At 52.5% G+C, this 23,922-nt stretch carries 21 protein-coding genes; 12 read left to right on the top strand and 9 right to left on the bottom strand.

The features are described from left to right. Positions 1-88 precede the first annotated feature (88 nt). The 3 genes from ML541_RS14380 to ML541_RS14370 all read right to left on the bottom strand — a co-directional run bounded on the left by ML541_RS14380 (position 89) and on the right by ML541_RS14370 (position 3,014). Positions 89-781: a Crp/Fnr family transcriptional regulator gene (locus ML541_RS14380; RefSeq protein WP_243373895.1), complete on the bottom strand. Its 693-nt coding sequence runs from the start codon at positions 779-781 to the stop codon at positions 89-91. 24 nt (positions 782-805) lie between these two features. Next, positions 806-2,182, bottom strand: a complete 1,377-nt coding sequence (gene prsR / locus ML541_RS14375; protein WP_243373894.1) for a PEP-CTERM-box response regulator transcription factor — start codon at positions 2,180-2,182, stop codon at positions 806-808. 244 nt (positions 2,183-2,426) lie between these two features. Beyond that, positions 2,427-3,014 (bottom strand): fibronectin type III domain-containing protein, encoded by a 588-nt coding sequence (locus ML541_RS14370; protein WP_243373893.1) that lies wholly within the window; start codon positions 3,012-3,014, stop codon positions 2,427-2,429. 361 nt (positions 3,015-3,375) lie between these two features. Between ML541_RS14370 and asnB the strand changes: the two genes are divergently transcribed. The 12 genes from asnB (at position 3,376) to ML541_RS14310 (ending at position 16,760) form a co-directional block, all read left to right on the top strand. After that, the gene (gene asnB, locus ML541_RS14365; RefSeq protein WP_243373891.1) at positions 3,376-5,349 is read left to right on the top strand and encodes an asparagine synthase (glutamine-hydrolyzing); all 1,974 of its coding nucleotides are present in this window, start codon (positions 3,376-3,378) and stop codon (positions 5,347-5,349) included. Between the two features lie 28 nt (positions 5,350-5,377). Beyond that, entirely contained in the window at positions 5,378-6,376 is a 999-nt protein-coding gene (gene nadE / locus ML541_RS14360) for an NAD(+) synthase (protein ID WP_243373889.1), read from the top strand. Between the two features lie 43 nt (positions 6,377-6,419). Beyond that, positions 6,420-6,707 (top strand): acyl carrier protein, encoded by a 288-nt coding sequence (locus ML541_RS14355; RefSeq protein ID WP_243373887.1) that lies wholly within the window; start codon positions 6,420-6,422, stop codon positions 6,705-6,707. 68 nt (positions 6,708-6,775) lie between these two features. Next, positions 6,776-8,386, top strand: a complete 1,611-nt coding sequence (locus tag ML541_RS14350) for an AMP-binding protein (RefSeq protein ID WP_243373885.1) — start codon at positions 6,776-6,778, stop codon at positions 8,384-8,386. Between the two features lie 28 nt (positions 8,387-8,414). Then, entirely contained in the window at positions 8,415-9,443 is a 1,029-nt protein-coding gene (locus tag ML541_RS14345; protein WP_243373883.1) for a GNAT family N-acetyltransferase, read from the top strand. Positions 9,444-9,454: 11 nt separating this feature from the next. After that, on the top strand, positions 9,455-10,426 hold the full coding sequence (locus ML541_RS14340) for a polysaccharide deacetylase family protein (protein ID WP_243373881.1): 972 nt from the start codon (positions 9,455-9,457) through the stop codon (positions 10,424-10,426). Positions 10,427-10,505: 79 nt separating this feature from the next. Further along, the gene (locus ML541_RS14335) at positions 10,506-11,291 is read left to right on the top strand and encodes an ABC transporter permease (RefSeq protein ID WP_243373879.1); all 786 of its coding nucleotides are present in this window, start codon (positions 10,506-10,508) and stop codon (positions 11,289-11,291) included. 21 nt (positions 11,292-11,312) lie between these two features. Beyond that, positions 11,313-12,506 (top strand): ABC transporter ATP-binding protein, encoded by a 1,194-nt coding sequence (locus tag ML541_RS14330; RefSeq protein ID WP_243373877.1) that lies wholly within the window; start codon positions 11,313-11,315, stop codon positions 12,504-12,506. Between the two features lie 3 nt (positions 12,507-12,509). Next, positions 12,510-13,505: a glycosyltransferase family 2 protein gene (locus tag ML541_RS14325; RefSeq protein WP_243373875.1), complete on the top strand. Its 996-nt coding sequence runs from the start codon at positions 12,510-12,512 to the stop codon at positions 13,503-13,505. An 81-nt stretch (positions 13,506-13,586) separates the two neighbouring features. Further along, positions 13,587-14,573: a glycosyltransferase family A protein gene (locus ML541_RS14320; protein WP_243373873.1), complete on the top strand. Its 987-nt coding sequence runs from the start codon at positions 13,587-13,589 to the stop codon at positions 14,571-14,573. 11 nt (positions 14,574-14,584) lie between these two features. Next, complete coding sequence (locus ML541_RS14315) at positions 14,585-15,580, top strand: glycosyltransferase (protein WP_243373871.1); 996 nt, start codon at positions 14,585-14,587, stop codon at positions 15,578-15,580. Further along, entirely contained in the window at positions 15,570-16,760 is a 1,191-nt protein-coding gene (locus tag ML541_RS14310) for a glycosyltransferase family 4 protein (protein WP_243373869.1), read from the top strand. Before ML541_RS14315 ends, ML541_RS14310 begins: the two co-directional genes overlap by 11 nt. 103 nt (positions 16,761-16,863) lie before the next feature. Here the strand turns inward: ML541_RS14310 and pssA are convergent, their stop codons facing one another. The 6 genes from pssA to ML541_RS14280 form a co-directional block, all read right to left on the bottom strand. After that, positions 16,864-17,490, bottom strand: a complete 627-nt coding sequence (pssA, locus tag ML541_RS14305; protein ID WP_243373867.1) for a CDP-diacylglycerol--serine O-phosphatidyltransferase — start codon at positions 17,488-17,490, stop codon at positions 16,864-16,866. A 188-nt stretch (positions 17,491-17,678) separates the two neighbouring features. Further along, entirely contained in the window at positions 17,679-19,439 is a 1,761-nt protein-coding gene (locus tag ML541_RS14300; protein ID WP_243373865.1) for a hypothetical protein, read from the bottom strand. Positions 19,440-19,508: 69 nt separating this feature from the next. After that, positions 19,509-20,357 (bottom strand): hypothetical protein, encoded by an 849-nt coding sequence (locus ML541_RS14295; protein WP_243373863.1) that lies wholly within the window; start codon positions 20,355-20,357, stop codon positions 19,509-19,511. Between the two features lie 353 nt (positions 20,358-20,710). Continuing rightward, positions 20,711-21,850 carry a glycosyltransferase gene (locus ML541_RS14290; protein ID WP_243373862.1) on the bottom strand — a complete coding sequence of 380 codons (1,140 nt, stop codon included), beginning with the start codon at positions 21,848-21,850 and terminating at the stop codon, positions 20,711-20,713. 8 nt (positions 21,851-21,858) lie between these two features. After that, positions 21,859-22,668 (bottom strand): polysaccharide deacetylase family protein, encoded by an 810-nt coding sequence (locus ML541_RS14285; protein WP_243373860.1) that lies wholly within the window; start codon positions 22,666-22,668, stop codon positions 21,859-21,861. Continuing rightward, complete coding sequence (locus ML541_RS14280; protein ID WP_243373858.1) at positions 22,646-23,917, bottom strand: O-antigen ligase family protein; 1,272 nt, start codon at positions 23,915-23,917, stop codon at positions 22,646-22,648. Before ML541_RS14280 ends, ML541_RS14285 begins: the two co-directional genes overlap by 23 nt. Between the last annotated feature and the right edge of the window lie 5 nt (positions 23,918-23,922).

The raw sequence follows: 23,922 nt of genomic DNA, 5'->3' as shown, positions 1-23,922 counted from the left end.
AATATTTGAACCTTATAACACGATTCCGGCCATCGTTAAACCCAATTTTAAGGGGGATGTGGGGAAAAAGACAGGTTCGCAGGGAAGACTAGCGCTGTTCCTTGAGGAGGATGTACTTGTTGTCCAGGATCTCGATCTTGCTCTCCTTGGCAAACCGGTTCAAGAGGCGGGTTACCGTCTCCCGTGAAACGTTGGCGTAGCCGGCTATATCCTTGTGCATCAGTTTCAGGGCGATGATGATGCCCCGCTCGTCCCTGATGCCGTTCAGTTTCCCCAACTGGTCGAGAACGGCACGCACCCGCTGCTCGGCACTGGAAAAACTCATCACCTTCAGCATCAGCCAGGACTCCCTGAGCCGATGGCACAGCATAGAAATAACCTGGGTCATGACCTTTTCGTTCTGCAGAAGAAACTTCTCGAATGTTTCCCGCGCAATGAGCTGAATCACCGAATCTTCCATGGCAATAACCGTTGCCGGAGCGGTTTTCCCATCGAGAATGGCCATCTCGCCGAAGAACTCCCCCTTCTTGTGGATGGCGATGATATGCTCCTTGCCGTCTTCGCTGGTCTGGATGACCTTCACCTTGCCCGAGGAAACGATATACATGTATTTCTGGGTATCCTCCTCCCAAAGGATGACGTTATTCCGGAAAAACTTCTTCTCTTCAATGATTTCCATGAGATTGGCCAGTTGCTCGTCGGTCAGGGGGGCGAAAATGGGAATGCTGCGGAGAAAGGCATAGGTCTTGGCATTATTGCTGCCCACATTGGTCCCGGTCATCGGTATCCTGCCTTTCCGGATGGATTATGATGTAATCCTGCTGAGATTGTATTTTTTCATCAGGTCATAGAGGGTCGGCCTGCTGACACCCAATGCCTCCGCCGTTTTTGCAATGTTGCCCTCCTGGCGGCCCAGGGCGGAGACGATCATCTGGCGTTCGAGTCGGTCCCGTGCATCTTTCAGGGTCATGGAATCCAGCGGTGTCATAATTTGCGCCTGGCTGCTTTCGCCAATACCCAGGTCGACCGGCTCTATCAAGGAAGAATCGGACATTAGCACCGCCCGCTGCACCCTGTTTTCCAGCTCCCGCACATTTCCGGGCCAATTGTAGCTTTTCAGGAGCTTTAAAGTGCTCGCACTATATCCTCTGATCTTTTTGCCGAAATCCCTGGCAGCCCTTTTCAGGAATATATTGGCCAGAAGCAGGATGTCGTCCCCCCGCTCCCGCAAGGGAGGGAGATTGACCGTTATGACCGAGATCCGGTAGTAGAGATCCTCGCGGAACAACCCCTCTGTAATTGCCTTGGCGATGTCGATGTTGGTTGCCGAAATGATCCTGGCATCGACGGCGATATCTTCCCTTCCCCCGACCCGTTGCAGAACCTTTTCCTGGAGAAAGCGCAGAAGTTTTACCTGGAGATTCGCCGGCAGTTCACCGATTTCGTCCAGGAAAAACGTTCCCCTGTGGGCATATTCCGCCTTGCCGAGAATCCTGGCATGGGCACCGGTGAAAGCCCCTCTCTCCGTGCCGAAAAGTTCGGATTCCAGGAGGTTCTCGGGGATTGCGCCGCAGTTTACGGGGACAAAAGGCCCGTTCCTCCTCAGGCTCATGGAGTGTATAGCCTTTGCAACCAGTTCTTTGCCGGTGCCGCTTTCGCCTGTTACGAAAATCGCTATGTCCGATGAAGCCACTTTTTCGATGGTGGAAAATACCTGTACCATCTGGGGGCAATGGCCAAGCATGCCTTTGAAGCCGCAGCCCTTCAGTTCCGGAGTCGTCTGAAGCAGTGCGTTCTCCTCTTCCATGTCAATCAGATGAAAGGCCCTATCAATGATCACACTCAGTTCGCTCATCCGGATCGGTTTCCGGCAAAAGTCAAAGGCGCCTGTTCTCATGGCCCGAAAGGCACTGCTTCTGTCGCCGTTGTCGCCCATAACGATTGTCTTGGTGGCAGGTGCATGGGCCAATACCTGTTCCAGGCAGCGGAAACCTTCGCTGGTTCCTCTTTCGTCCGGGGGCAGCCCGAGGTCGAGAATGATCACCCGGGGACAGTACCGGTAAAAAAGCGCGAGCGCTTCCTTGACGTCCCCGGCAAACATGAGGTCGTACTCCTTGCCGATACTCCATTTCAGCTCTTTGCAGGTATCGCCGTTATCTTCAATGACGAGCAGCTTCTCCATCCGTTCTCCCGTCAACTCCATGAACCACCATGAACCCACTACGACAACGGCAGCATTGGGACTGTTTCCAGAAATGCAACGGTTTGCCAATTAATTAAATTTATATAATATACTCCTATAGGATAGTTTATTTGGGACAAAATTCAATGATCGAGAAGTTGATAATTTTGCTCCTCCCAGAATGAAAATAGGGTGCCGGGATTACCCCGACACCCTATTCCAAAAAAGTATGGCAGCGCGTCATTTACCAGCTGACCAGCCCTACAGCTCGCTGCAGGATCAACCGGGCATCGTTCAGATCGATGACGCCGTCCCCCTTGGGTTTGCCGTTGGCATCCAACGGCCAGACGTCTCCTGCCGCCAGCACCGCCGGCGTCTGCAAAGCCGGATTCAGCGCTGCCTGCAACACCAGGAGCGCATCGGAAATGTTCACCGTTCCGTCACCATTGGCATCTCCAGAAGGTGCGGTTGCAGGGGGAGTTGCCGGGGGAGTTGCAGGTACCGCCCCGTAGGACTCGACCATGTTGGAAAATGCGCTTTCATCTCCCGCAGTATCATAGGCGGTCACCTGGAAATAGTAATCCTTGGCCGGATCAAGGCCGTTCAGGGTGAAGGTGGTCAGGTCCTTCACATCCACAGGCGACTTGCCCTGCACCGCATCGGAACCATCGAAGGTGCCGGTGGACGAATCGGCTTTGTAATACAGCTTATAGCCGGCCACGTCCGTCTCAGAGTTACGGTCCCAGCTCAAAGTTACGTCCTTGGCGAACACATGGGCACTCGTACCGAAACAAGAGGCAGCCAACAACAACAGGCACAGGCTTTTTTTCATGGTTACTCCTTTGTCCTTAACAAATGAATTGCCGAACTGCCGGCTATTGCCGATTTCCTGCCCCTGCCATCCGGGCATGGTTCAGCTTGTGTTCCTAAACTACCCTCAAAGGGCGTTTCATGTGTGTGACAGGAATCACCGGGTTTGCAGGCTCGTTCACTTGCGAACAATGGAAGGGCTCCCTACCTTGGTCATAAAAATCCGGAACAGTTGACAACCTCCGGTTTTGTGGAAATACTTTAATAAATTCAATTTAACGACAACTCGAACACCTGGTTCTGGCGCTGCTAAGAACGCTGCCCCCACCCCGGTTCCTGCCGTTGATCGAGCGGTCCTTCTCCTGGAAAAGCAGGTATCTTGAATGTGCGGAATAGCAGGCATATGTAACCCCGGACCTTCATCTGAAGCTCTGGTCTCAAAAATGATCGCCGCCATACGACACAGGGGTCCCGATGCTGCGGGCATCATTGTCGATCCCCACAGGATGGTCATGGGACATGCCCGCCTCAGCATCATCGATCTGGGCGGCGGCACCCAGCCCATCAGCAACGAAGAGGGGCGGCTCTGGATCGTTTATAACGGTGAGATCTTCAATTATCCCGAATTGCGTGCGCTGCTTGTGGCGAAGGGACATGTCTTTCAAACGGCATCGGATACGGAAGTGCTGGTACACCTGTATGAAGAATACGGCGCCCATGCTCTTTCCATGATCAACGGCCAATTTGCCTTCGCCATCTGGGATGCCCAAAAGAAGGAACTTTTCCTGGCACGGGACCGGGTCGGCATAAGGCCGCTCTTTTATACCCTTGAGGGTAGCCGGCTGATCTTCGCCTCCGAAATAAAGGCCCTATTCCAAGATCAGACAATAAAGAGGGAGTTGGATCTCCAGGCATTGAAACAGGTTTTCACCTTCTGGACGACCATCGGCAACCGGACCATGTTCAATGGTGTTCACGAATTGCAGCCCGGCCATTTCATGATCTTCAGGGATGGCAGAATCGTTGAAGAAAAACCGTTCTGGACCCTCCCCTTTTACGGCAAAGAGGAACGGTGGCAGGGAACCTTCGGTGAAGCCTGCGAGGAACTGCGCGAACTGCTGTTGGATGCGGTCAGAATAAGGCTGCGGGCCGATGTGCCGGTTGGTGCCTATCTCAGCGGCGGATTGGACTCCTCCATCATCACCTCGCTCATATCGCGCAGGTTCGACAATAATCTGCGGACCTTTTCCGTCGGTTTCGACGAAAGTCCCTTCGATGAGACCCTATTTCAGGAGGAAATGGTCAGATTTCTCGGGACGGAGCATACCAACAGACGGATCAGGAACAGCGATATCCGCGAAAATCTGCCGAAAGTGATCTGGCACTGCGAAAAACCGCTGCTGAGAACGGCTCCCGTGCCACTGTTCATGCTCTCCGGAGTGGTTAGGGATAAGGATTTCAAGGTCGTATTGACCGGAGAAGGAGCCGACGAAATCTTCGGCGGCTACAACATCTTCAAAGAGGCGAAGATTCGCCGGTTCTGGGCCGGCGATCCGGGTTCACGGCTTCGTCCACTTCTGCTGGAAAAGCTTTACCCCTACATCTTTCAGAATCCGGGGCGGGAAAGGACATTCCTGCAGAGATTCTATGCGGTCGAAGCCGGAGAACGGGACGATCCCTTTTTCTCCCATGGCATACGCTGGAAGAACACCGGCAGGAGCGCCATGTTCTTCTCGGAAGAGGTCAACGACGCCCTCAGGGGCTATTCACCGGACCTGGAGCTGAAAGCGGCGCTACCGGACAATTTCAACGGACGGGATTATCTGGCGAAGGCCCAGTACCTGGAAACAAGCATCTTCCTCTCAAATTATCTGCTTTCTTCACAGGGAGATCGGGTAGCAATGGCCAATTCGGTGGAAATGCGCGTGCCGTTCCTGGATTACCGCGTCATCGATTTCGCCATGAAACTTCCTCCCCAATGGAAAATAAAGGTATTGAACGAGAAATACATTCTGAAAAAAACCTTTGCCGACCATCTGCCGCCACGGATTACTGTGCGCCCGAAGCACCCTTACCGGGCGCCCATACAGGATGTATTCTTCCATAATCTGCCCGGCTATGCGGATTATCTGCTCTCTGACCGGTATCTGAAAAAGACCGGCCTCTTCGATCCGGGCAAAACGGCCTTTTTGGCAGCCAAGTTCAGAAAGAAACAGAAATTTGGTGAAAGTGAGACTGAAAACATGGCCCTGACCGGGATTATTTCAACGCAGCTCATATATCAACAGTTTGTGGAGGATTTCCCCAGCGTGGATATTACCGATTTCGAGGCGCAAAAGATCATTCGGCTCACCTAACCTAAAAATCCGATTACTGGAGACAATGATGAGCACACACGGCACTTTTTCCGCGGAGTCATTGAAAACAGACGTTGAGCACGAAGTCGAGCGGATCTGCACGAAACTGCGCACTATCCTCAAGGAAGACCTGAAAAGAAGAGGCATCGTCATCGGTGTATCTGGGGGAATCGACAGCAGTGTTACGGCAGCGCTGGCAGTAAGAGCACTGGGCAAGGACCGGGTTTTCGCCCTGGAGATGCCGGAAAGGCATTCGGCAGGCGAGACAGAAACCTTGAGCTCCATGATCATCGAGCACCTGGGAGTGCCATCCGAGCACCGGAACATTACCGGCATACTGGAAGCGGTGGGTTTCTATCAGCTTTACGACGATGCTGTCAGGATGGTCATTCCGGAATACGGCAAAGGGTGGAAATCGAAAATCGTCACGTCAAGCGTCTTCGAGAACAACGGCTTCAATCTTCCCTCGCTGGTGGCCCAGTCGGAATCGGGATGCACCATCAAGAAGCGCCTGCCGCTGACACCTTATCTGCACATCGTTGCCGCCACCAACTTCAAGCAACGCATCCGGAAGATGATCGAATATTACCACGCTGACCGTCTCCATTATGCCGTCGCCGGGACCCCCAACCGCCTTGAATACGACCAGGGCTTCTTCGTCAAGCTCGGTGACGGTGCCGCCGACATCAAACCCATCGCCCATCTGTACAAGTCCCAGGTCTACCAGCTAGCCGAATATCTTGGTATTCCAGAGGAGATACGGAGGAGGCCACCGACCACGGATACCTATTCCCTCTCCCAAGAGCAGGACGAGTTCTATTTTTCCCTTCCCTACCGCTCAATGGATCTGTGCCTGCTGGGGAAAAACAGCAGCGTTCCTCCGGAAGAATTGGCAGCCCTGCTGGACTTCAATGTGGAACAGGTACAGAAGACCTACAGGGAGATCGACAACAAGCGCAGCACCACGCGGTATTTGCACCTTCCGCCCCTGTTGGTCCAGGAAGTGCCGGAAGTGTCGGTAAAATGAAGATGCCGGTACAGAAAAATTCCCTTCAGGAAAGGTGATGACAATGCATAAGACAAAAGAAACCATCAGGAAATACATCGTGGAAAATTTTCTTTTCGGTGAGGAGGAAGGGCTTAAAGACGATACCTCCCTTCTGGAAAAGAAGATCATCGATTCCACCGGCATCCTCGAACTGGTTGCATTTCTCGAAAGAGAATTCTCCATCCGCGTCAGCGATGAAGAACTTGTCCCCGAGAACTTGGACTCCATCGACAACATGCACCAATACCTGCTGACCAAGAAAATGCCCCCTGTAGACTGCAGCAGCGCAGGCACATGGATAGCGATCTGACCCTCAGCCTGATCGAAGGAAGATTAACGCAGCGAACCGGTCCCGTTTTTTCAACAAAGGAGGAGATAATGCTGGTACATGAATTCCTCACCAATTCTGCGGCACGAAGGCCCGACAAGACAGCTCTGGTTTGCGGCGACCGGCGGCTTACCTACGGGGAACTGGACAGCCTATCCGACAGACTTGCGGAATCCCTGGTGGAAATGGGCATAGAACGCCAGGACCGGGTGATTATCTTCCTGGAAAACTCAGCGGAGTCGGTCATAGCCCTGTTTGCCGTTCTCAAGGCTGGGGGCGTATTCATCATGCTGAACCCGGACATGAAGGCCAAAAAGCTCAACTTCATCCTCAAGGATTCGGAGGCGAAGGCGTTGATCGGTGACACCGGCAAGTTTGCCGTCGTCAATGAAGCCATAGGGGATGCTGACGCTCTCGGAAACCTCATCTGGTGCGAAGATGGGGAGATGGACCTGCACCTGATGGAACGATCCAGCAGATCCGATCTGGAAGCGGTGCTCTGGTCAGGGATCGTGGAGGGTAAACCTGCCGTTACTCCCACCAGGCTCCCCCGGTGCATCGATGTGGATCTCGCCACCATCATCTACACATCCGGGTCGACGGGCGAGCCCAAGGGGGTCGTATCCACCCATTACAATATGGTTGCAGCAGCAACCAGCATCACCTCATACCTGCAGAACCGGGAAGAGGATGTCATCCTCAACACGCTGCCGCTCTCCTTCGACTACGGCCTGTACCAGGTAGTCATGTCTGTCCTGTTCGGCGGGACCATCGTCCTGGAAAAGTCCTTCACCTTCCCCTACAAGATAATCGAGCAGCTGGTACAGGAAAAGGTCACCGGCTTTCCCATCGTGCCGACCATGGTGGCCATAATGCTGCAAATGGAAAAACTCTCCCGCTACGATTTCAGCTCACTCAGATATATGACCAACACGGCCGCCGCGCTGCCAGTCTCCTATATCGAGAAACTGCAGGCTTTCTTCCCCCATGTGACGATCTTCTCCATGTACGGCCTGACCGAGTGCAAACGGGTCGCCTACCTACCTCCGGAGGAGCTGAAACGAAAGCCGTCGTCGGTGGGTATCGCCATACCCAACGAGGAAGTTTTTATTGTGGATGCCGAGGGCCGGCGGGTCGGACCGAAAGAAGTGGGCGAACTGGTCGTGCGAGGCTCCAACGTAATGCAGGGCTACTGGAGAAGACCGGAGGAAACGGCCAAGACCTTCAAACCGGGCAGGTACCGGGGCGAGACCCTGCTCTATACCGGCGATCTCTTCACAATGGATGAGGAAGGATTCCTCTATTTCGTCGCCAGAAAAGACGACCTGATCAAGACTAAAGGGGAAAGGGTCAGTCCCCGGGAGATAGAAAACTGCCTCTGCTCGTTGCCTGGGATCGTGGAAGCCGCAGTCATAGGCGTGCCCGACGAGATCCTCGGTCAGGCCATAAAAGCGTTCATCGTCACCGAGAAAGGGGCAGAACTCACCCAGGAAACCGTCCTCAAGCACTGCAGCAGGAACCTGGAATCCTTCATGGTTCCCAAGTATCTGGAATTTCATGACCTTCTACCCAAGTCACCGAGCGGCAAAATCGACAAGAAACTGTTGAAAACGATGACTGAGTCCAAGGAAGTGACTGCGGCATTGCCGGCCCAGCAGTAGCCGAAAAGCGGTTGCAAACGGGAGAATAATGGCGCTTAGAGTCAGAAGATACACTCCGGACGACGAAGATGCCTTGTTTGCCTTCAGGGAGACCATCTTTCCCAAAGGGCACAAAAGCCTGGACCGTCCCCATTTCCGTTGGAAATTCCTCAAACATCCCTATGCCGTCGAGCTCCCCTTTTTCATCATGGAAGATGACGGCAGGGTAGTCGGCACGCAGGGATACTGGCCTTTTTATCTCAGGGTCGGTAACAAGCGCATGACGTGCGGGCATCTCGTGGATTTCAATGTGAAAGACCCCTACCGGGGATTGCCGACTCTCAGGTTGTTCAAAGCCGTTTCGGCTTGTTCTCAGCTGAATTTCGGCGCGTACATATCCCAGGATGCCCAGCGTTTTTTCACAGCCGCCAACTGGGTGGACATGAGTTCGAACCTTAAAAATTACTACATGTATTTGCGCGCACCTGGAAAAGCAGGGATTACAAGAAAGGGTAAATTCTTCTGCCAATATCTCTGGAATAATGTAAGGCACAAAAAATTGTCTAAGCTGGCAAGATTATATGAATTTAAAGTGGATTTGCGATTGCCCCATGATCTTGAGCAACTGATATCGCTAGATGCCGAAAAGAACCAGCTTAATTTTATCAAGCAGAGAAAGTTTCTTGCCTGGCGTTATGAGGAATCCGAAATCAATAAATACAGATTTGCATCAATACATGTAAATGGGAAACTCAAGTGCACCATTGTTTTCAATGTGTTGAAAGATATAGAAGTAAATCGCTGTTTCATTATGGATATCTTTCACCTTCCGGGAGACGAGCTGTCTATCAGAATATTGCTGTTTAAATTGATTGCCTATCTGAGGCAATACCGGGATATCATTACCATCCAGACAGCGGCCTTACCTCTTTTGGGAGAAGTCTTCAGAGACTTCGGGTTCCGATGTTACCAAAGCCCGATCGGTTTCATGTGCTCAAAGAACTATGCAGGCATTTTGAACGAATCGAACCCTCCATGGAAATTCAATTTCAATCTTGGCGATACCGATTTTCTTTAATCGAGGCAAACATGAGAAACCTGATCAGGAATATCAAGTTCAACATCAAAAAATCTTTGATAGAGATGAAGCCGGTTATTCTCACATATCACAGTATTCACAGCGGCAATCTTCCCTTCCCCATCTGGACTCAACTGGATTATCTATATTTCGAACAGCATTTGCAGTTCTTATCATCCAACTTCAACTGTATCAGCTTGGAGAGCCTGCAGAATCAGATACAAAAAGGTGAACTTGAACCTTATTCCGTTGTTGTAACTTTCGACGACGGTTATCACAATAATTTTTTTAATGCATATCCGCTGTTGCTCAAATACAAAATACCGGCTACCATTTTTGTAACGGCAGGTTTGGTAGATACCGATGAATATACCTGGTCGGACAAAATAGCTGCCATATTATCGCTCCTCGATAAGGTCACCATTAATTTGAAAGATGTGGATGTAAAAGTAGAATCCGTTCAAGACAGGGCCGTCGCCTACCGGATGATAGTGAACCGCTTCAAGGCGCTGCATCCCAATGAAATAACCGCTTCCATAAAAAGCATGATGGATTGTTTCGGCATAGGGGAAGAGGACCTGAAAACGCCGCTGCTGAAGTCCTGTTTCGGCCATCTGGACTGGGACGAGATCCTGATCATGCGCGATTCCGGCTTGATAGAGATTGGCTCCCACGGCATGTCCCATTCCATTCTGGCTCGTCTGTCCGACAACGAAGCCAAGGCGGAAATCCTCCAGTCGAAAAACACCATCGAGACCAAGCTGGCTCATTTCGGCCCGGTCAAATTCTTTGCCTATCCCAACGGCGGTGAAAACGATTTCACCAAAGCCCATAGAAACCTTCTCATCGAATCACAGTATCAGGGGGTATTGACCACCAGAATAGACCATGTTGACAAGAGTTCGGACTGTTTCGAACTGCCGAGGGTCTGTATCGGAGATGAGTGCGGCGTCAATTATCTGAGCTACCTCATGTGTCATTAACCGGGTCCCAATTCAATGTGGCTTTAAGAGAACGTTGTGGAGTCCCGCAATCGCTTTTAGAACCTGACAAGGACAATCTATGAAAGAAATGGTCAATGAGCTTATTCATTACCGGGAATTACTGTATATACTCACCTGGCGGGACATAAAAATACGTTATAAACAGTCGGTGATGGGCTTCATGTGGGCTGTTTTCATGCCCATGCTCATTGTCGCGGCCGGGATCATCATGAAACTGGCCTTTTCATTCATCTCCGGCAAACCGTTCAATGTCATGGACCTGGCATCCATTTCCGTCAAGGCTCTTCCCTGGTCTTTCTTCATCGGCTCGATCAGGTTTTCCACCATCTGCCTTACCGCCAACTCGAACCTTGTCTCAAAGATATATTTTCCCCGGGAGATATTTCCCCTTGCAGCGATTCTGGCCAATCTGTTCGACTTTGTCATTGCATCCAGCGCCCTGGCCGTGATTCTGGCAGTCGGTAATATAGGCATCAGTTTGAACATTCTGTGGCTGCCCATACTGCTCTTTCTCCTGGTCGTATTGACTGCCGGCATTGCATTCGTCCTTTCCTGCGCCAATCTTTTCTTCAGGGACGTGAAGTACATCGTCGAGGTTGTCCTGACATTCGCCATCTTCTTTACGCCGGTTTTTTATGAAGCATCCCTGTTCGGCAAATGGTCGAGCCTGCTTCTGGCCAACCCTGTGGGGGCCATCCTGGAGCAGATCAATAACGTGGTCGTCCTGCATCAGCCCCCCGACCTGTTCTGGCTCAGCTATGCGGCAACCTTCAGCTTCTGCCTCTTTATCGCCAGCTGGTTCGTCTTCCACCGGTCCGAGTTCCTCTTCGCCGAACGAATTTAACCCTAAAAGGAAACGATTATCGTGTCTGAAACAGCACTTGAATTGAACAACGTCTGGAAGAAATTCATCAAGGGAGAGCGCTACGATTCCCTGCGGGACCTCATTCCCGCCGTTTTCAGGAATACCCTTTCCGGCAACAGGTCCTCGGAGCTGTCGGGAATGGAGTTCTGGGCATTGAAGGACATCTCTTTCCAGGTACGCCGTGGTGAAGCGCTGGGAATCATCGGCCCGAACGGTTCCGGCAAAAGCACCACCTTGAAGATTTTGAGCGGCATCCTGCGCCCCACCTCGGGGAAGATCACCGTGAACGGCAGGCTCAGCGCCCTCATAGAAGTGGGCGCCGGATTTCATCAGGATCTGACCGGCAGGGAGAACATCTTCCTCAACGGCTCCATACTCGGCATGAAGAAGGAAGAGATCAAGAGGAGGATGGACGAAATCATCGAATTCTCAGGCATCTCCGAATTCATCGACACGCCGGTCAAGCGCTTCTCCTCTGGCATGTACGCCCGTCTCGGTTTCTCGATCGCAGCCCATGTGGATCCGGAAATACTGCTGGTGGACGAGGTTCTAAGCGTGGGGGATATGTGGTTCCAGGAAAAATGCCTGGAAAAGATGCTCTCCTTCAAGAACAAGAACATCGCCATCATCTTCGTCTCCCACAACCTGGAATCGGTCAACGTCCTCTGCAGCAAAACGGCTTTGATCAAGAAAGGAACTCTGCGAACGATCGGCGACACGGCCGAAACCATCAGGGAATACATCTGCTCCAACCAGGAAGAGGCAGTAGATGTGGCAACGGAGAATTCCATTTCCAACGTCAAACTGCTGAACATGAAAAACGAACTGGTCTCCATTTGTTATCCCGAACAGAAGTGCCGGCTCACCTTCAAGATCAGATGCGACAAACCCTTTGAAGAGTGCCAGCTGGGTTTTCTAATCCACCGGTTGTCCGATGGATTAAGTATCTGCGACTATAATTTGCCATTGAATTCAATAAAAAGGGCGGACAGCAGCGGGGATACGGCAGACGGCGCCATTGATTTCGACATAAACCTGCTGAGAGGATCGTATTCCGTATCCTTGCATATGTATCACTATCCCAGTGCCACATTTCTCACACGGGTGAAGAACATCGCCTATTTCAGCGTCGAAGAACGGGTAAGCTGGCATGGGGTTACCCATATCAGCCCCCTCCTTCATTCCATCGGATAAATAATGCCCGCTATCTCAGTGATAATACCGGTTTATAACTGTGAAACCTTCATTGGTGATGCCATATCCTCTGTCCAGGCCCAGACCATGCAGGATTTTGAGATAGTAGTCGTTAATGACGGTTCAACCGACCGTACCCTGGCCGTGGTCGAATCAATGGCCAGGCAGGATGAAAGGATCAAGGTCGTTTCCCAGGAGAATTCGGGCAAACCATCGATTGCAAGGAATGTGGGCATCAGGCATTCCTCCGGGGAGTATCTCTGTTTCCTCGATGGTGATGATTTTTATCTGCCGACGAAACTGGAAAAGGAACTGGAGGTTCTGCGCAAATATCCCACAGTGGACCTGGTCTTCCATGATGTCCTGGAGCAGACCGATCGCCATGTCCCCATGGAGGGGAGCTACCTGGGACGTGCCGATTTTCCCGCCAGTGCCGCCGGCTACCTCTCCATGATGGAGGACCGCATCTACCTGTGCAGGAAAAACTTTTACAATTTCATGTCCGCCTATTGCGCAACCATCCTCATGTCGGCGCCCATGCTGAAAAGAGCCTGCCTGGACTCCCAATTGGTCTGGTTTCCAGAATTCATGATCATCGGTGAAGATATCGATTTATGGTTCCGGCTTGCCATGATCTATGGCTTTGCCTACCTGGACGAATCCCTGAGCTGTTACCGGCGTCATGACAAGAGCATTACCAAAAACCTGGAGGGTTTTCTCAAAGGCTCCATAGAGGTCCATAAGCGGAACTATCAGCGGGGATGCAGCCTGTTAACAAAGGCGGAAAGGATCAGGTACAAGAGCAGGATCGGCGCATTGCATTGGCATCTCGCCTATTTTTTCTACAGTAAATATGAAATGGCAGCAGCCAGAAAGGAAATCATCAACAGCTTGAGGCTGAATGTCACATTGAAGGCTGTGGTTACTTTCTTCAAAAGCTTATTGCCGACCAACATCATAAGATTGTGTAAGGCATATTCCAAGAGACAGATTGCCTGAAATGGAGGTATTCAATTCACTGAAAGATAACGGAGGGCATCAGCATATGACAACCCGATCTGCACACATGAGGTTATATCTATGCCAAAAATATCTGTCGTTATCCCGGTTTACAATTGTGAATCCTACATCAAAGAGGCACTGAAATCTGTTCAGAAACAGAGTGTACGAGACCTTGAAATAATTGTCGTAAACGACGGATCGACCGACGGTACTTTATCCGTCACCGAAGCGCTTGCCGAAAGGGACGAAAGGATCAGGATCATCTCCCAGGCGAACTCGGGGAAGCCTGCCATTGCAAGAAATGTGGGCCTCAGGCATGCCGGGGGCAAATACGTCTGTTTCCTGGATGGAGACGACCTTTTCATGCCAGGAAAGCTGGAAAAGCAGCTTGAAATTTTTCTGCGGTTTCCCGAGTTGAACCTGGTCTTCCACGACGTACGGCATCTATACGAAGACGACCGCCATGAACCAGGCAGCTACCTGGGCAACGCCCGATTCACCCACGTGGCGAAAGATTACATGGCACAAGTACAAGAAAACATCTACCTGTGCGGAGAGAATTTCTACAACTTCATCTCCGCCTATTTCCTTACCATTCACACCTCGGCGGTCATGGCCACAAGATCGTGCCTTGAAGCCCAGAGCACCTGGTTCCCCGAGGACGCCACCATCGGTGAAGATGCCGACCTCTGGTTCAGGCTGGCATTGTCGAACCGTACTGCCTATCTGGATGAGGTTTTGAGCTGCTACCGGCAGCACAGTACCAGTATCACCAGCAACATGGCCAACTACCTCAAAGGATCGATCCTGGTGCATCGCCGGAATTTGGAGCGGGGCGAGCACGTGCTCACCCGCGAGGAAAAGAAGCTGTATGAGAAAAAAATCCAGGGGTATCACTGGCACTATGGCTATCTCCTGTACAGCAACTACGAAATGAAGCTTGCACGAAAGGAGTATCTTGACGCACTGAAACTCGGGTTCTCGCCAAAGACAGTCGTCGCCATCGCCAAGACCATGCTCCCCAGGTCTTTTGTCAGATGCTGCAAAACATTCCTGAAAGCATGACGTGAGGCCCCATGCCGAAAGTTTCCGTCATCATTCCAGCTTTCAACTGCGAACGATACATCCGTCAAGCAGTGGAGTCCGTACTGAGCCAGACGGAACGGGATCTGGAGCTGCTCGTCGTAAACGACGGCTCCACTGACGGCACCCTGTCCATTGTCGAAAGACTTGCCGAAAAGGACAACAGAATCAGGGTCATCTCACAGCCCAATTCGGGCAAGCCCTCCATTGCCAGGAACCGGGGGATCCGTCATGCGTCGGGAGAGTTCGTCAGCTTTCTCGATGCAGACGATCTCTTTTATCCACGCAAGCTGGAAAAACAGCTCCGGGTCTTTCGGCACTACCCCCACCTCAACCTGGTATTTCACGATGTGAAGAACCTCAGTCAAAACGGCGAAGTGGATAGCGGCAGTTACCTGAGCAGGGGTGAGTTTCGTGAATACCTGGACACCTATACCCGTCGAGAAAGAGACGGCGTCTACCTGTGCAACGGAGATTTTTACAATTTCATGTCCGCCCACTGCACGACCCTGGCCATTCAGAACGTCATGGTGCGGCGCTCGGCCCTCCATGCCCAGGAAATCTGGTTTCCCGAAGATATGACCATCGGCGAGGACATCGACCTGTGGTTCCGCCTGGCTCTCGTCAACCCAATGGGGTGCATACTGGAGCCGCTCAGCTATTACCGGCGGCACGACAGCAACATCACCAACGACCTTGGGGGATTTTTCAGGGGCTCACTGTATGTACATGAGAAAAACCTGGCCCGGGGAGGAAAACTGCTGACCCGGGAGGAGAAGAAGATCTACCAGGGGAAGATTGCCGATCAGCACTTCCATTACGGCTATTACCTTTACCGGAACATGGACATGAAATCCGCACGGCTGGAGTACCTGAGATCGCTCAGGCTCAGGCCGAGCGGCAGGGCATTTTTCGCCTTTACCAAAACGTTTATGCCTGCGAGATTGATCAGGTCCTGCAGGTGTTACCTGAGGTTGGATGAAGCCTGAAATGGAAATGAACCGCCTGCCCCGCTACCTGCTGGTGGTCCCATGGGACCTCTCCCACGTGGGAGGGGTCAACGAGGTGGTACGGAATCTTTATCGGGAGTTCCAGGAGCAGGATATTGCCGTTCCCTCAGTCCTGATTCCCCGCTGGGAGTGTAAGAGGCTGTCGCGCCAGCATCTCGACGGCAGGACCACCTTCAATCTCAGGATGCCGGCGCCCCCGTTGCCGGGCAGCGACCTTGCGAAAAAGTGCGCGTCGTTTCTTGCCGGAGCGCCTACGGCTCTGCTGCAGCTGTACCAGCTCTTGAAAAATGACCGCATCCATGTGGTCAATGCCCACTACCCCGGCCCCTATCTCTTCCATTTCACTCTGTTGAAGAAGCTGTTCCCGGACCTTTTCCGCTTCGTCATCTCCTGCCACGGCAGCGATGTCCTGGCCATGGAAAACGGAGCCCCCGGCACAGCCGTCAGCCGCCTGGTGCTCCGCTGGGGAGACGCCGTCACAGTCCCGAGCCGTGCCCTTGCCATGAAGCTCGCCACGGCCGTACCGGAAATATCGGAAAAGATCACCTGCATCTACAACGGCATCGGCCGGGACAAATACCTCTGCCGCGATGGTCTAAATGCCGGTTCTGGGATGCAGGGCAGATACATCACTCATGTGGGGTCTTTCGAGAAGGTCAAGGGGCAGGACGTTCTTCTTCATGCCTTCAAACGCGTCCGGGAGGTCCACCGGGATATCAGGCTGCTGTTGGTCGGGCGTAGCGGCAGCCTCCTTCCCGATATAGAATCGATGAGCGCCGCCATGGGGATCGCCGATGCCGTAACGGTGATGACCGACCTGGCACCGGAGCGGATTCCCCCTTTACTGCAACAAGCGCAGCTTGTGGTCCTTCCTTCCCGTTACGAGGGGGGCATCCCCCTCGTCCTCCTTGAGGCGGGGGCTGTCAGGAAAGCAGTCGTCGCTACCGATGCAGGGGGCATCGGCGAATTGATCCGGTCAGGGCAAAACGGCCTTCTTGTCCCGCCGGAAAATCCCCAGGCCCTGGCACTGGCAATACTCACCCTGCTCAACGACAGCGGACTTATGGAGAAAATGGCTAACAACCTCCATGATGCGGTCTCCGGATCTTTTTCCTGGAAGACGACCGCCAGTCGTTATCTGGAACTGGCCCTGCAGTAATCTCTATCGCAGTCAAGCGTCCCAACAGTGCGGTTATGAAAGAAAAATCATAGCAGTCCCTCTGGTCAAGGGCCTTGCAAGGGTTGGGAATGTCGCTGGCCGATTACGGCTTCGGGACGTGGATCCGGCTGATCATCAGGGAACCCGAGATGGCGAACATGAACGCTATGGGGTGCAACGTGAACCCCAGGATGGTGACCTTGCCGAACCACAGGTTTTCGTCCAATGCGCCGGACGATGCAGCTAATGCCAGCACAAGGACAAGGACCAGGGACGTGGGTATGGGTGTGCCCTCGAAGTATTTCACCTTGTCGGCCCCCTCCGACAGGGCTTCTGCCGTGACATTGTAGCGAGCCAGGCGCGAAACGCCGCAGGCGACGAAGAAAGCCAGGATGATGCGGTCGTAGAGCCCCTGAAGACCGCAGCCGTAACCGATGATTGCCGGCGCCACCCCGAAGGAAATCACATCGGCAAGGGAATCCAGTTCTTTTCCAAGCAATGAGCTCTTATGGCGCCACCGGGCAATGCGGCCGTCCAGGAAATCGAAGACCACTGCGGCAAGAACCAGGACCGATGCAAAGTAAATGTGTACCACATCCGGCGTCTGCAGGTAGGTCATCATGGAGAAGATTGCACCGGTGCCGCAGACGGCGTTTCCCAGGGTGAACCAGTCCGCCAGCTGAAACTCGCGAATCATGGAAAAGCGTTTCTTGGGATTACTCGTTGTCATGTTTTTCCGTTCCTTGAGTAGAGTGGGCGTGCATCCCATCACTACACCAAAAATGGGCTCACCTCAATGGGAAAAACAACATGATAAAAGCCCGGATCGGAATTCCAGCGGATTGGGAAACGAGAAAAGCTCCCCCGGTCGCCGACCGAGGGAGCTCTTTTCGTTCTTATTCCTTTCGGGTTATGTGGTTACTGGACGATACGCAAGCCGGTGGGAGCCGCGGGGGGCACGGGAGCGGTGGAGCCTCCCGTCGTTACCAGGACGTCATCGATCCAGAATTTCTGGTTCTGTTTGACACCATTATGGAAGTACGGAGCAATCATGAAGGTGTTCCATTTCATGTTGGGGTTGGCGCCGGTGCGGATCATGATATTCTTGTTGTCGATGTAGGGCACGCCGTCAAGCCAGTACTGCATTACCCCGTCGGCCACCCCTACTCCGTTGACGATGGAGTTCATCTTCAGGTGAACTTTTACCGCATGCCATACGCCGTTGGAGATTACCGGCATGGATGCCGTCCAGGTTTTGCCGTTGATCTTGTTGCCCGTATCACCATAGCAGGTACCGGCAGGGTAGGAATCGGAGGTACCGTTGCAGCCGAAGACGCCACGTTTTTCGGTAATGCCCGAGAGGGAAGTGCCTATCTTGCTCTGGTCTATGTTCAGGGCATCCTGGAAGGCAATGGTCTGCTTACCTTCCACCGACTCCAGGTAGGTGGTGGTATGGGTCTTGGCCGGGCCAATCCAGCTGTCATCCAGGTTGGTGAGCAGGTATATTTCGTGTGGACCGTATCCCAGGCCGGTCCATTGCCAATTGCTATCGTATTTTATGTAGTAGGTGATGGTGATGTCATCGGACTCGGGGAAGTTCTTACGCAAAGCACCGGTTGTGGGAGTGCTGCTCCCGGTCAGGTAGGAGTACTGGAGCACGCTCCCCCTTGTTGAATCGGTAACCACGGTGGAATTGGTGGATCCACCGTCGAACCAGCCCCGGGACGACAACAGGGCATCATTGAAATTCTCCTGCAGCAGTGTTATTGCGGCCGGTGTGGCGGCATTGGCTGTTGCGGTGGTGTCGGTGGTGGTTGTCGGTGCTGCAGGGGCAGGCTCAATCGGTGCCGGTGCAGATGTGCCGGGTGCCCCGATGAAATCGTCCACTTCCGCCTTGGTGGTGGCTATGATGTAGTCATCCCAGTACATGTACTTGGTCGGGCCGTTGTAATCGCCGGAAAGATTGCCCTGCATGTAGAAGAAGTTCCAGCTCGTCACATAGCCGTACTGGAAAAGGGTTCCGTTCTTGATGGACCCGTAGCTGTTCCATTTGACGTTGGTCTTTTCCCAGACCTTGACATCATCGACCCATAACCTGATGACACCGTCGGCAGTGCCGGAAGCGGACTGGGCGGTGAATTCCCACAGGTACTTATGCCAGTTGTTGTCGGGGGTATAAATACCCGTGAAGGCGTTACTCGTACCTATGAAGACCATGTACGTTCCATGGTCCAATTCGGGAATGACGTCGTTATCTTCCATGTTGAAGCGCAACATCTTCAGTTTTGCACTGTTGGATCCCCAGCTGGTGTTATCGGATAACTTTGAATAATAGCCGAGGAACTGTGACCTGCCCTGCCAGGCGCTCTGGGGATAACCACCCATCTGGCAGCCGATGGTGGTGGTGCCGTTGCCGGGGGCAACCTGGAACCTGAGGCCGCGGCCGGTATCTCCGTGGGCTGCCGCCTGATTGATCTCTACGGGATAATTAACGCCGATGGATGCCCACTTGTTGCCACGGGGGTCGGTCGAAGTTATCCCGGAAAGTGAATCCACGGTACTTCCCGACCAGTCGGTGCTCATATCGAAATGGTCGGCAACAATGATCGTTGCATTGGCCGAATTGACAGAAACCAGGCCGATGACTGACAGTAACAATGTGATAATCTTTTTTCTCATGCTGACTCCTTGCTCGTACGATTATAACAGACCCAATCACATTGTCTGTTAGTATGGATCAGTCTGATCCTATGCAGCGGGCGCAGTTGGTACTGAGCCTGTTCCTAGAAAAGAATCCACTTCTGCCTTGGTTGTTGCAACAATGTAGTCGTCCCAGTAAAGGTATTTGACCGGTCCGTTATAGTCCCCTGACAGATTGCCCTGGATATAGGCAAAGTTCCAGCCATAAGGATCGATATTTCCATATTGAAACAGGGTGCCGTTCTTGATGTTGCCGTAAGCAGTCCACTGGACACTGGTATTCTCGTACACCAAGACATCGTCCACCCACAGTCTGATTATTCCGTCTGCTGTTATGGGAGAAGACTGGGCGTCGAACTCCCAGAGATACTTGTGCCAGTTGTTGTCCGGCTTGTAGATGTCGGAAAAAGCATTCTTGGTGCCGATAAACACGGAGTAACTGCCACCCAGAAGTTCTGGAATGACATCGTTGTTCTCCATGTTGAAACGCAACATCTTCAACACCTTGCTGTTGGTTCCCCAGTTGCCGTTGTCGGAAATCTTGGAACGATAGCCAATAAACTGAGTCCGCCCCTGCCACGGCTTTTGTGGATAGCTGGTCATCTCGGCACCGATGGTGGTGTTGCCGTCACCCGGTGCCACCTGGAAGCGCAGCCCCCTTCCTGCGGTACCGAATCGGGAAGCCTGGTCGATGACCACCGGGAAATTGACCCCCATGGAAGACCAGGCGTTGCCTCGCTTGTCCGTAGAGGTTATGCCCTGTGTTGCAGGACCGGTGCTACCCGACCAGTCCTGATTCATGTCGAAATGGTCGGCAAGTATGATGTCGGCATGGGCAGGGATGGCGGTTATCATATAAAAAATGGAAAGTATGACGAAGCTGATAATCTTGTTCATGCAATCTCCTCTATTCGATGCCCGCTGTTAAAGCACCGGTTAGTGGTTTTCGATAAACGCGTGCGATGGTTCAATGGTCCCAGCCTAAGAGATCGACCGATAAAAAACTGTGCTGGACATCACAACCCCGACGATTCCCACGCAAGGTGTGCGTTACGGCTGATGGCTTTTTCTATGAACGATTTATGGCGTAAAAGCGGCAGGCGTGGTGTGACAGGAATCACACATGGGTTTGCTTTTTGGCGGATGGGACCTAAGGCGGAGCCGGGGGTGAGATATGGGCAAAGAGGGCAATCCGGGTGTTAAGGGGGATGAAATTCTGAACCGGTGGTAACCTTCAGTTTGGTGGGTTCTTATTGGCTTTCCGACAGATACATCTCTTCAATTTTCCTTATCCAAGTCATCATGTCATAGGTTTCGCCTATGTTTTTTCTCGCTTCCGCAATCATCTTCTCCCTATGGGTATTGCAGTCCAGGACCAGCTTTATTGCTTTCACCAGTGCGTTAATGTCATCCGGCGGCACTAGTATGCCGTTCACTCCATCCTTGACCACTTCTGGCACCCCTCCGACAGCCGTAGCAATAACAGGTACGCCCATGTTCATAGCTTCGAGCAGGGTCAGGGGAATCCCTTCGCTCAAAGACGAAAGTACATAGACATCCAATGAACTGAATATTTCCACAGGATCGGTGAGAAAGCCGAGAAAGCGGATATTTGATGCTGCTCCATGGGCACTGACCAGCCCTTCCATGGCCGCTCGTTCCGAGCCGTCGCCGATGACCACGAAATGGACGCTCTCTCCCTCCGAAATCAGTGCCAGTGCGGCCTGGATGAACTGGGCTATCCCCTTGACTCTTTCAAGTCGCCCCACGAAGCCGATAACCTTGGCCCCGGCAGGAATGCCCAGCTTTTTCTTCACGGCTTCACGATCCACAATGCTGGTCTGGGACAGGGTGGGAATATTTTTCAATACGCGGATGCGCTTCGGGGGAATGCCGCCCTTCTCCAGCCCTAGCCTGATTTCGTCGGAAACGGCGATAACGCTGCTGAAATGCCGCAGGCAGAGCATATTCATCTGCCCGAGCATTCGGGTAATGACCCGTTCGGCATGGAGCCAGCCGTGAACGGTGGAAACGGTGGCCGCCCCGAAGAGCCGGGCAAAGAGCAGTCCCAGGATGTTTGTTTTGTAACCATGGGTGTGAATGATGTGGGGTCGGTGCCTGCACATTATGGCTTTTATCTTGCCAAGCTGGCGATAATCGAAAGGCGACCTGATGGTTATCGGTTCCAGCAGCACGTCAAGTTTTTTCGCCTCGTTCCACAGTGCATCTCTGTCCAGGTCCAGGCCGACGTACATGGCGATGACCAGTTCGAACCGCTCCCGGTCCAGTGCTCCCGCCAGGGTCAGAAGAAGCCGTTCCGCTCCACCGATGCCGGGAGAAGCGATCATATGAAGAACCTTCAGTTTCTCTCTTTCCCGGCGCTGAATCATCCGCTCCCCTATTCTTGTTTGAAAAACATCCTCTTTACTTTGCGTATGAAATCGTTCCTGGTATCAACCATCCTGGCGAACTCCTTCAAGGTAGTGCCATGCAGGATCTTTTCCCGCTTCATTTCGAAATGGTCGGTCACAGCTGAATTACTGAGGACATTGCCGAAACAGAGGGCGCAGTGATACCCGGCCTTTTTCACATTTTCCTTGATGGTCTGGTCGAAAAGACCGAAGGGATAGGCGAAGGGGAAGAAGGTCAATCCGAGCCGCCGTTCCAGGATCGATTTGGATTTGCCCAGTTCGTAATCTAGCTGTCTGTCGCTCATATTCAGCAGGTTTGGGTGGGTCATGGAATGTGAACCGTAGTCGATTCCCTGCTCAAGTGATCGCTCGATCTCCCTCCAGCCCATAATGGGCATGGTGGGACGCGGTTGGCTGTATGAAAACTCGTCGATCCCACCCACATATTTGACCGGAAGAAATACCGTAGCAGGGAAGCCATATTCCTTTAGAACAGGAAAGGCGTTATTCGTAAGGCTTTTAAAACCGTCGTCGAAGGTAATAACGATGTTTTTCTCGCCGACGTTGCCGTTTTTGAGGCTTTCCAGCGCCCCTCTCAGGGAGATCACGCCATAGTTCCGATCGGCAAGAAACTGCATCTGTGCTGCGAAGTCCGCAACGGTTACCTCATAGGGGTCACCGGACCGGACATTGACAGAATGATATGCAAGCACCTTGAATCGCGGCAGGATGATGCTTCTGATCCCTTTCCAGGCATTGCTCAGGTATCGTCGATCAAGTAATTGCATTGGACGCATGAGGGGCTTCCTTGAGAACGAAATTGTCTTCCTGCTCGGCATTCTCCTGGTCCGCTGTCTCTCCGGTCCGTACGAAGAAGATGCTCAGAAAAGTAAGAACAAAAAAGAGAGAGCTGAAGTCCTGATCGAGGAAGAAAGAGCCGACCAGGTAGAGGTAAAGGGAACCTTCAACGGCATTGACTTTGTTACATGTTTCCATGTCGAACGCATCGTTGAATCTGCTCTTGACGTTCTTCAGATTTTTCATGATCCGCCAGACCAACAGCAGGTATAGGAGCAGCGCGGGATATCCCATCTCAACAAGAATCTTAAGGTAGGTGTTGTGGGATGCCTTCCAGGCAACGTTATATTTGTTATCTTCTACCTGCTCGAAATCCCCTCTGCTGAGCCGTTGTCCATAGGCAGAATTGAAGGCGCCGAAGCCGACCCCGGTCAGAGGCCGTGAGTTTGCCATCTTGACAGCTCTTTTCCATATGTATGTTCTGCCCGAACCGGTGGAATTGGCGTCGAAAATAGTTTGAATCCTCAGCATGTACTCAGGGGTAACCACCTTCAGAAACAGGATGCCGAAGATACCGACTATTACCGCGCGTTTCGCCGTCGTTATCAATGAAGCTCTTTCCCGGAATGCATACATGAATGCGGCAAGGATCAGCAGCAGGAAACCCATGCGCGATTGGGTCGATACCACCTGAATGATCGTTGCCACTCCGGCAAGCAAAGCTATGATTTTTATTGAAAGCCCCTGCCCCTTCATATGGAGGGTAACGAAAGGGATGCAGGCAATGAGGATCAGGGCAAGGTCGTTGGGATCATAAAAGGTGCCGACGCTTGATCGTTTTTCTGTGATGCCCGTGAAAACACCCGATATGGACAGGGTCAGCACCGAAAAGAGAAGCGTTCTGCCTACCATGCGGAAATCTTCTTTTGACCTGAAAAACAGCAGCAATCCCAGGTAGAGAACAATCGTTTTCAATAACTCCAGAATGCTACGGCCGGTATGGCCCAGGTGGCTGGAAAAGGGTGCTGTAACCACCATCCACAACAGGATATAAAGGATCAGCCTGTTTTCCGGCCGGGATGGCGGCTTTTCCTCCCCTCCCCGGTCCGATGCCAGCAGGATGAACAACATGGTCATGCCGCCGAAGACCCAACCGAGGCTCAAGGGCTTGAGGAATTCGAGCACATCCTGGGGACGGCCGATGTTTATGTACATGAAGCAGAGTATGACGAGTTTTTGCAGGCTCACTGCGC

Source organism: Geotalea sp. SG265 (genome assembly GCF_022808985.1).
Taxonomy (GTDB): Bacteria; Desulfobacterota; Desulfuromonadia; order Geobacterales; family Geobacteraceae; genus Geotalea.
The sequence above is the reverse complement of the archived record's forward strand: the minus strand, read 5'-3'. Positions and strand labels throughout refer to the sequence as shown.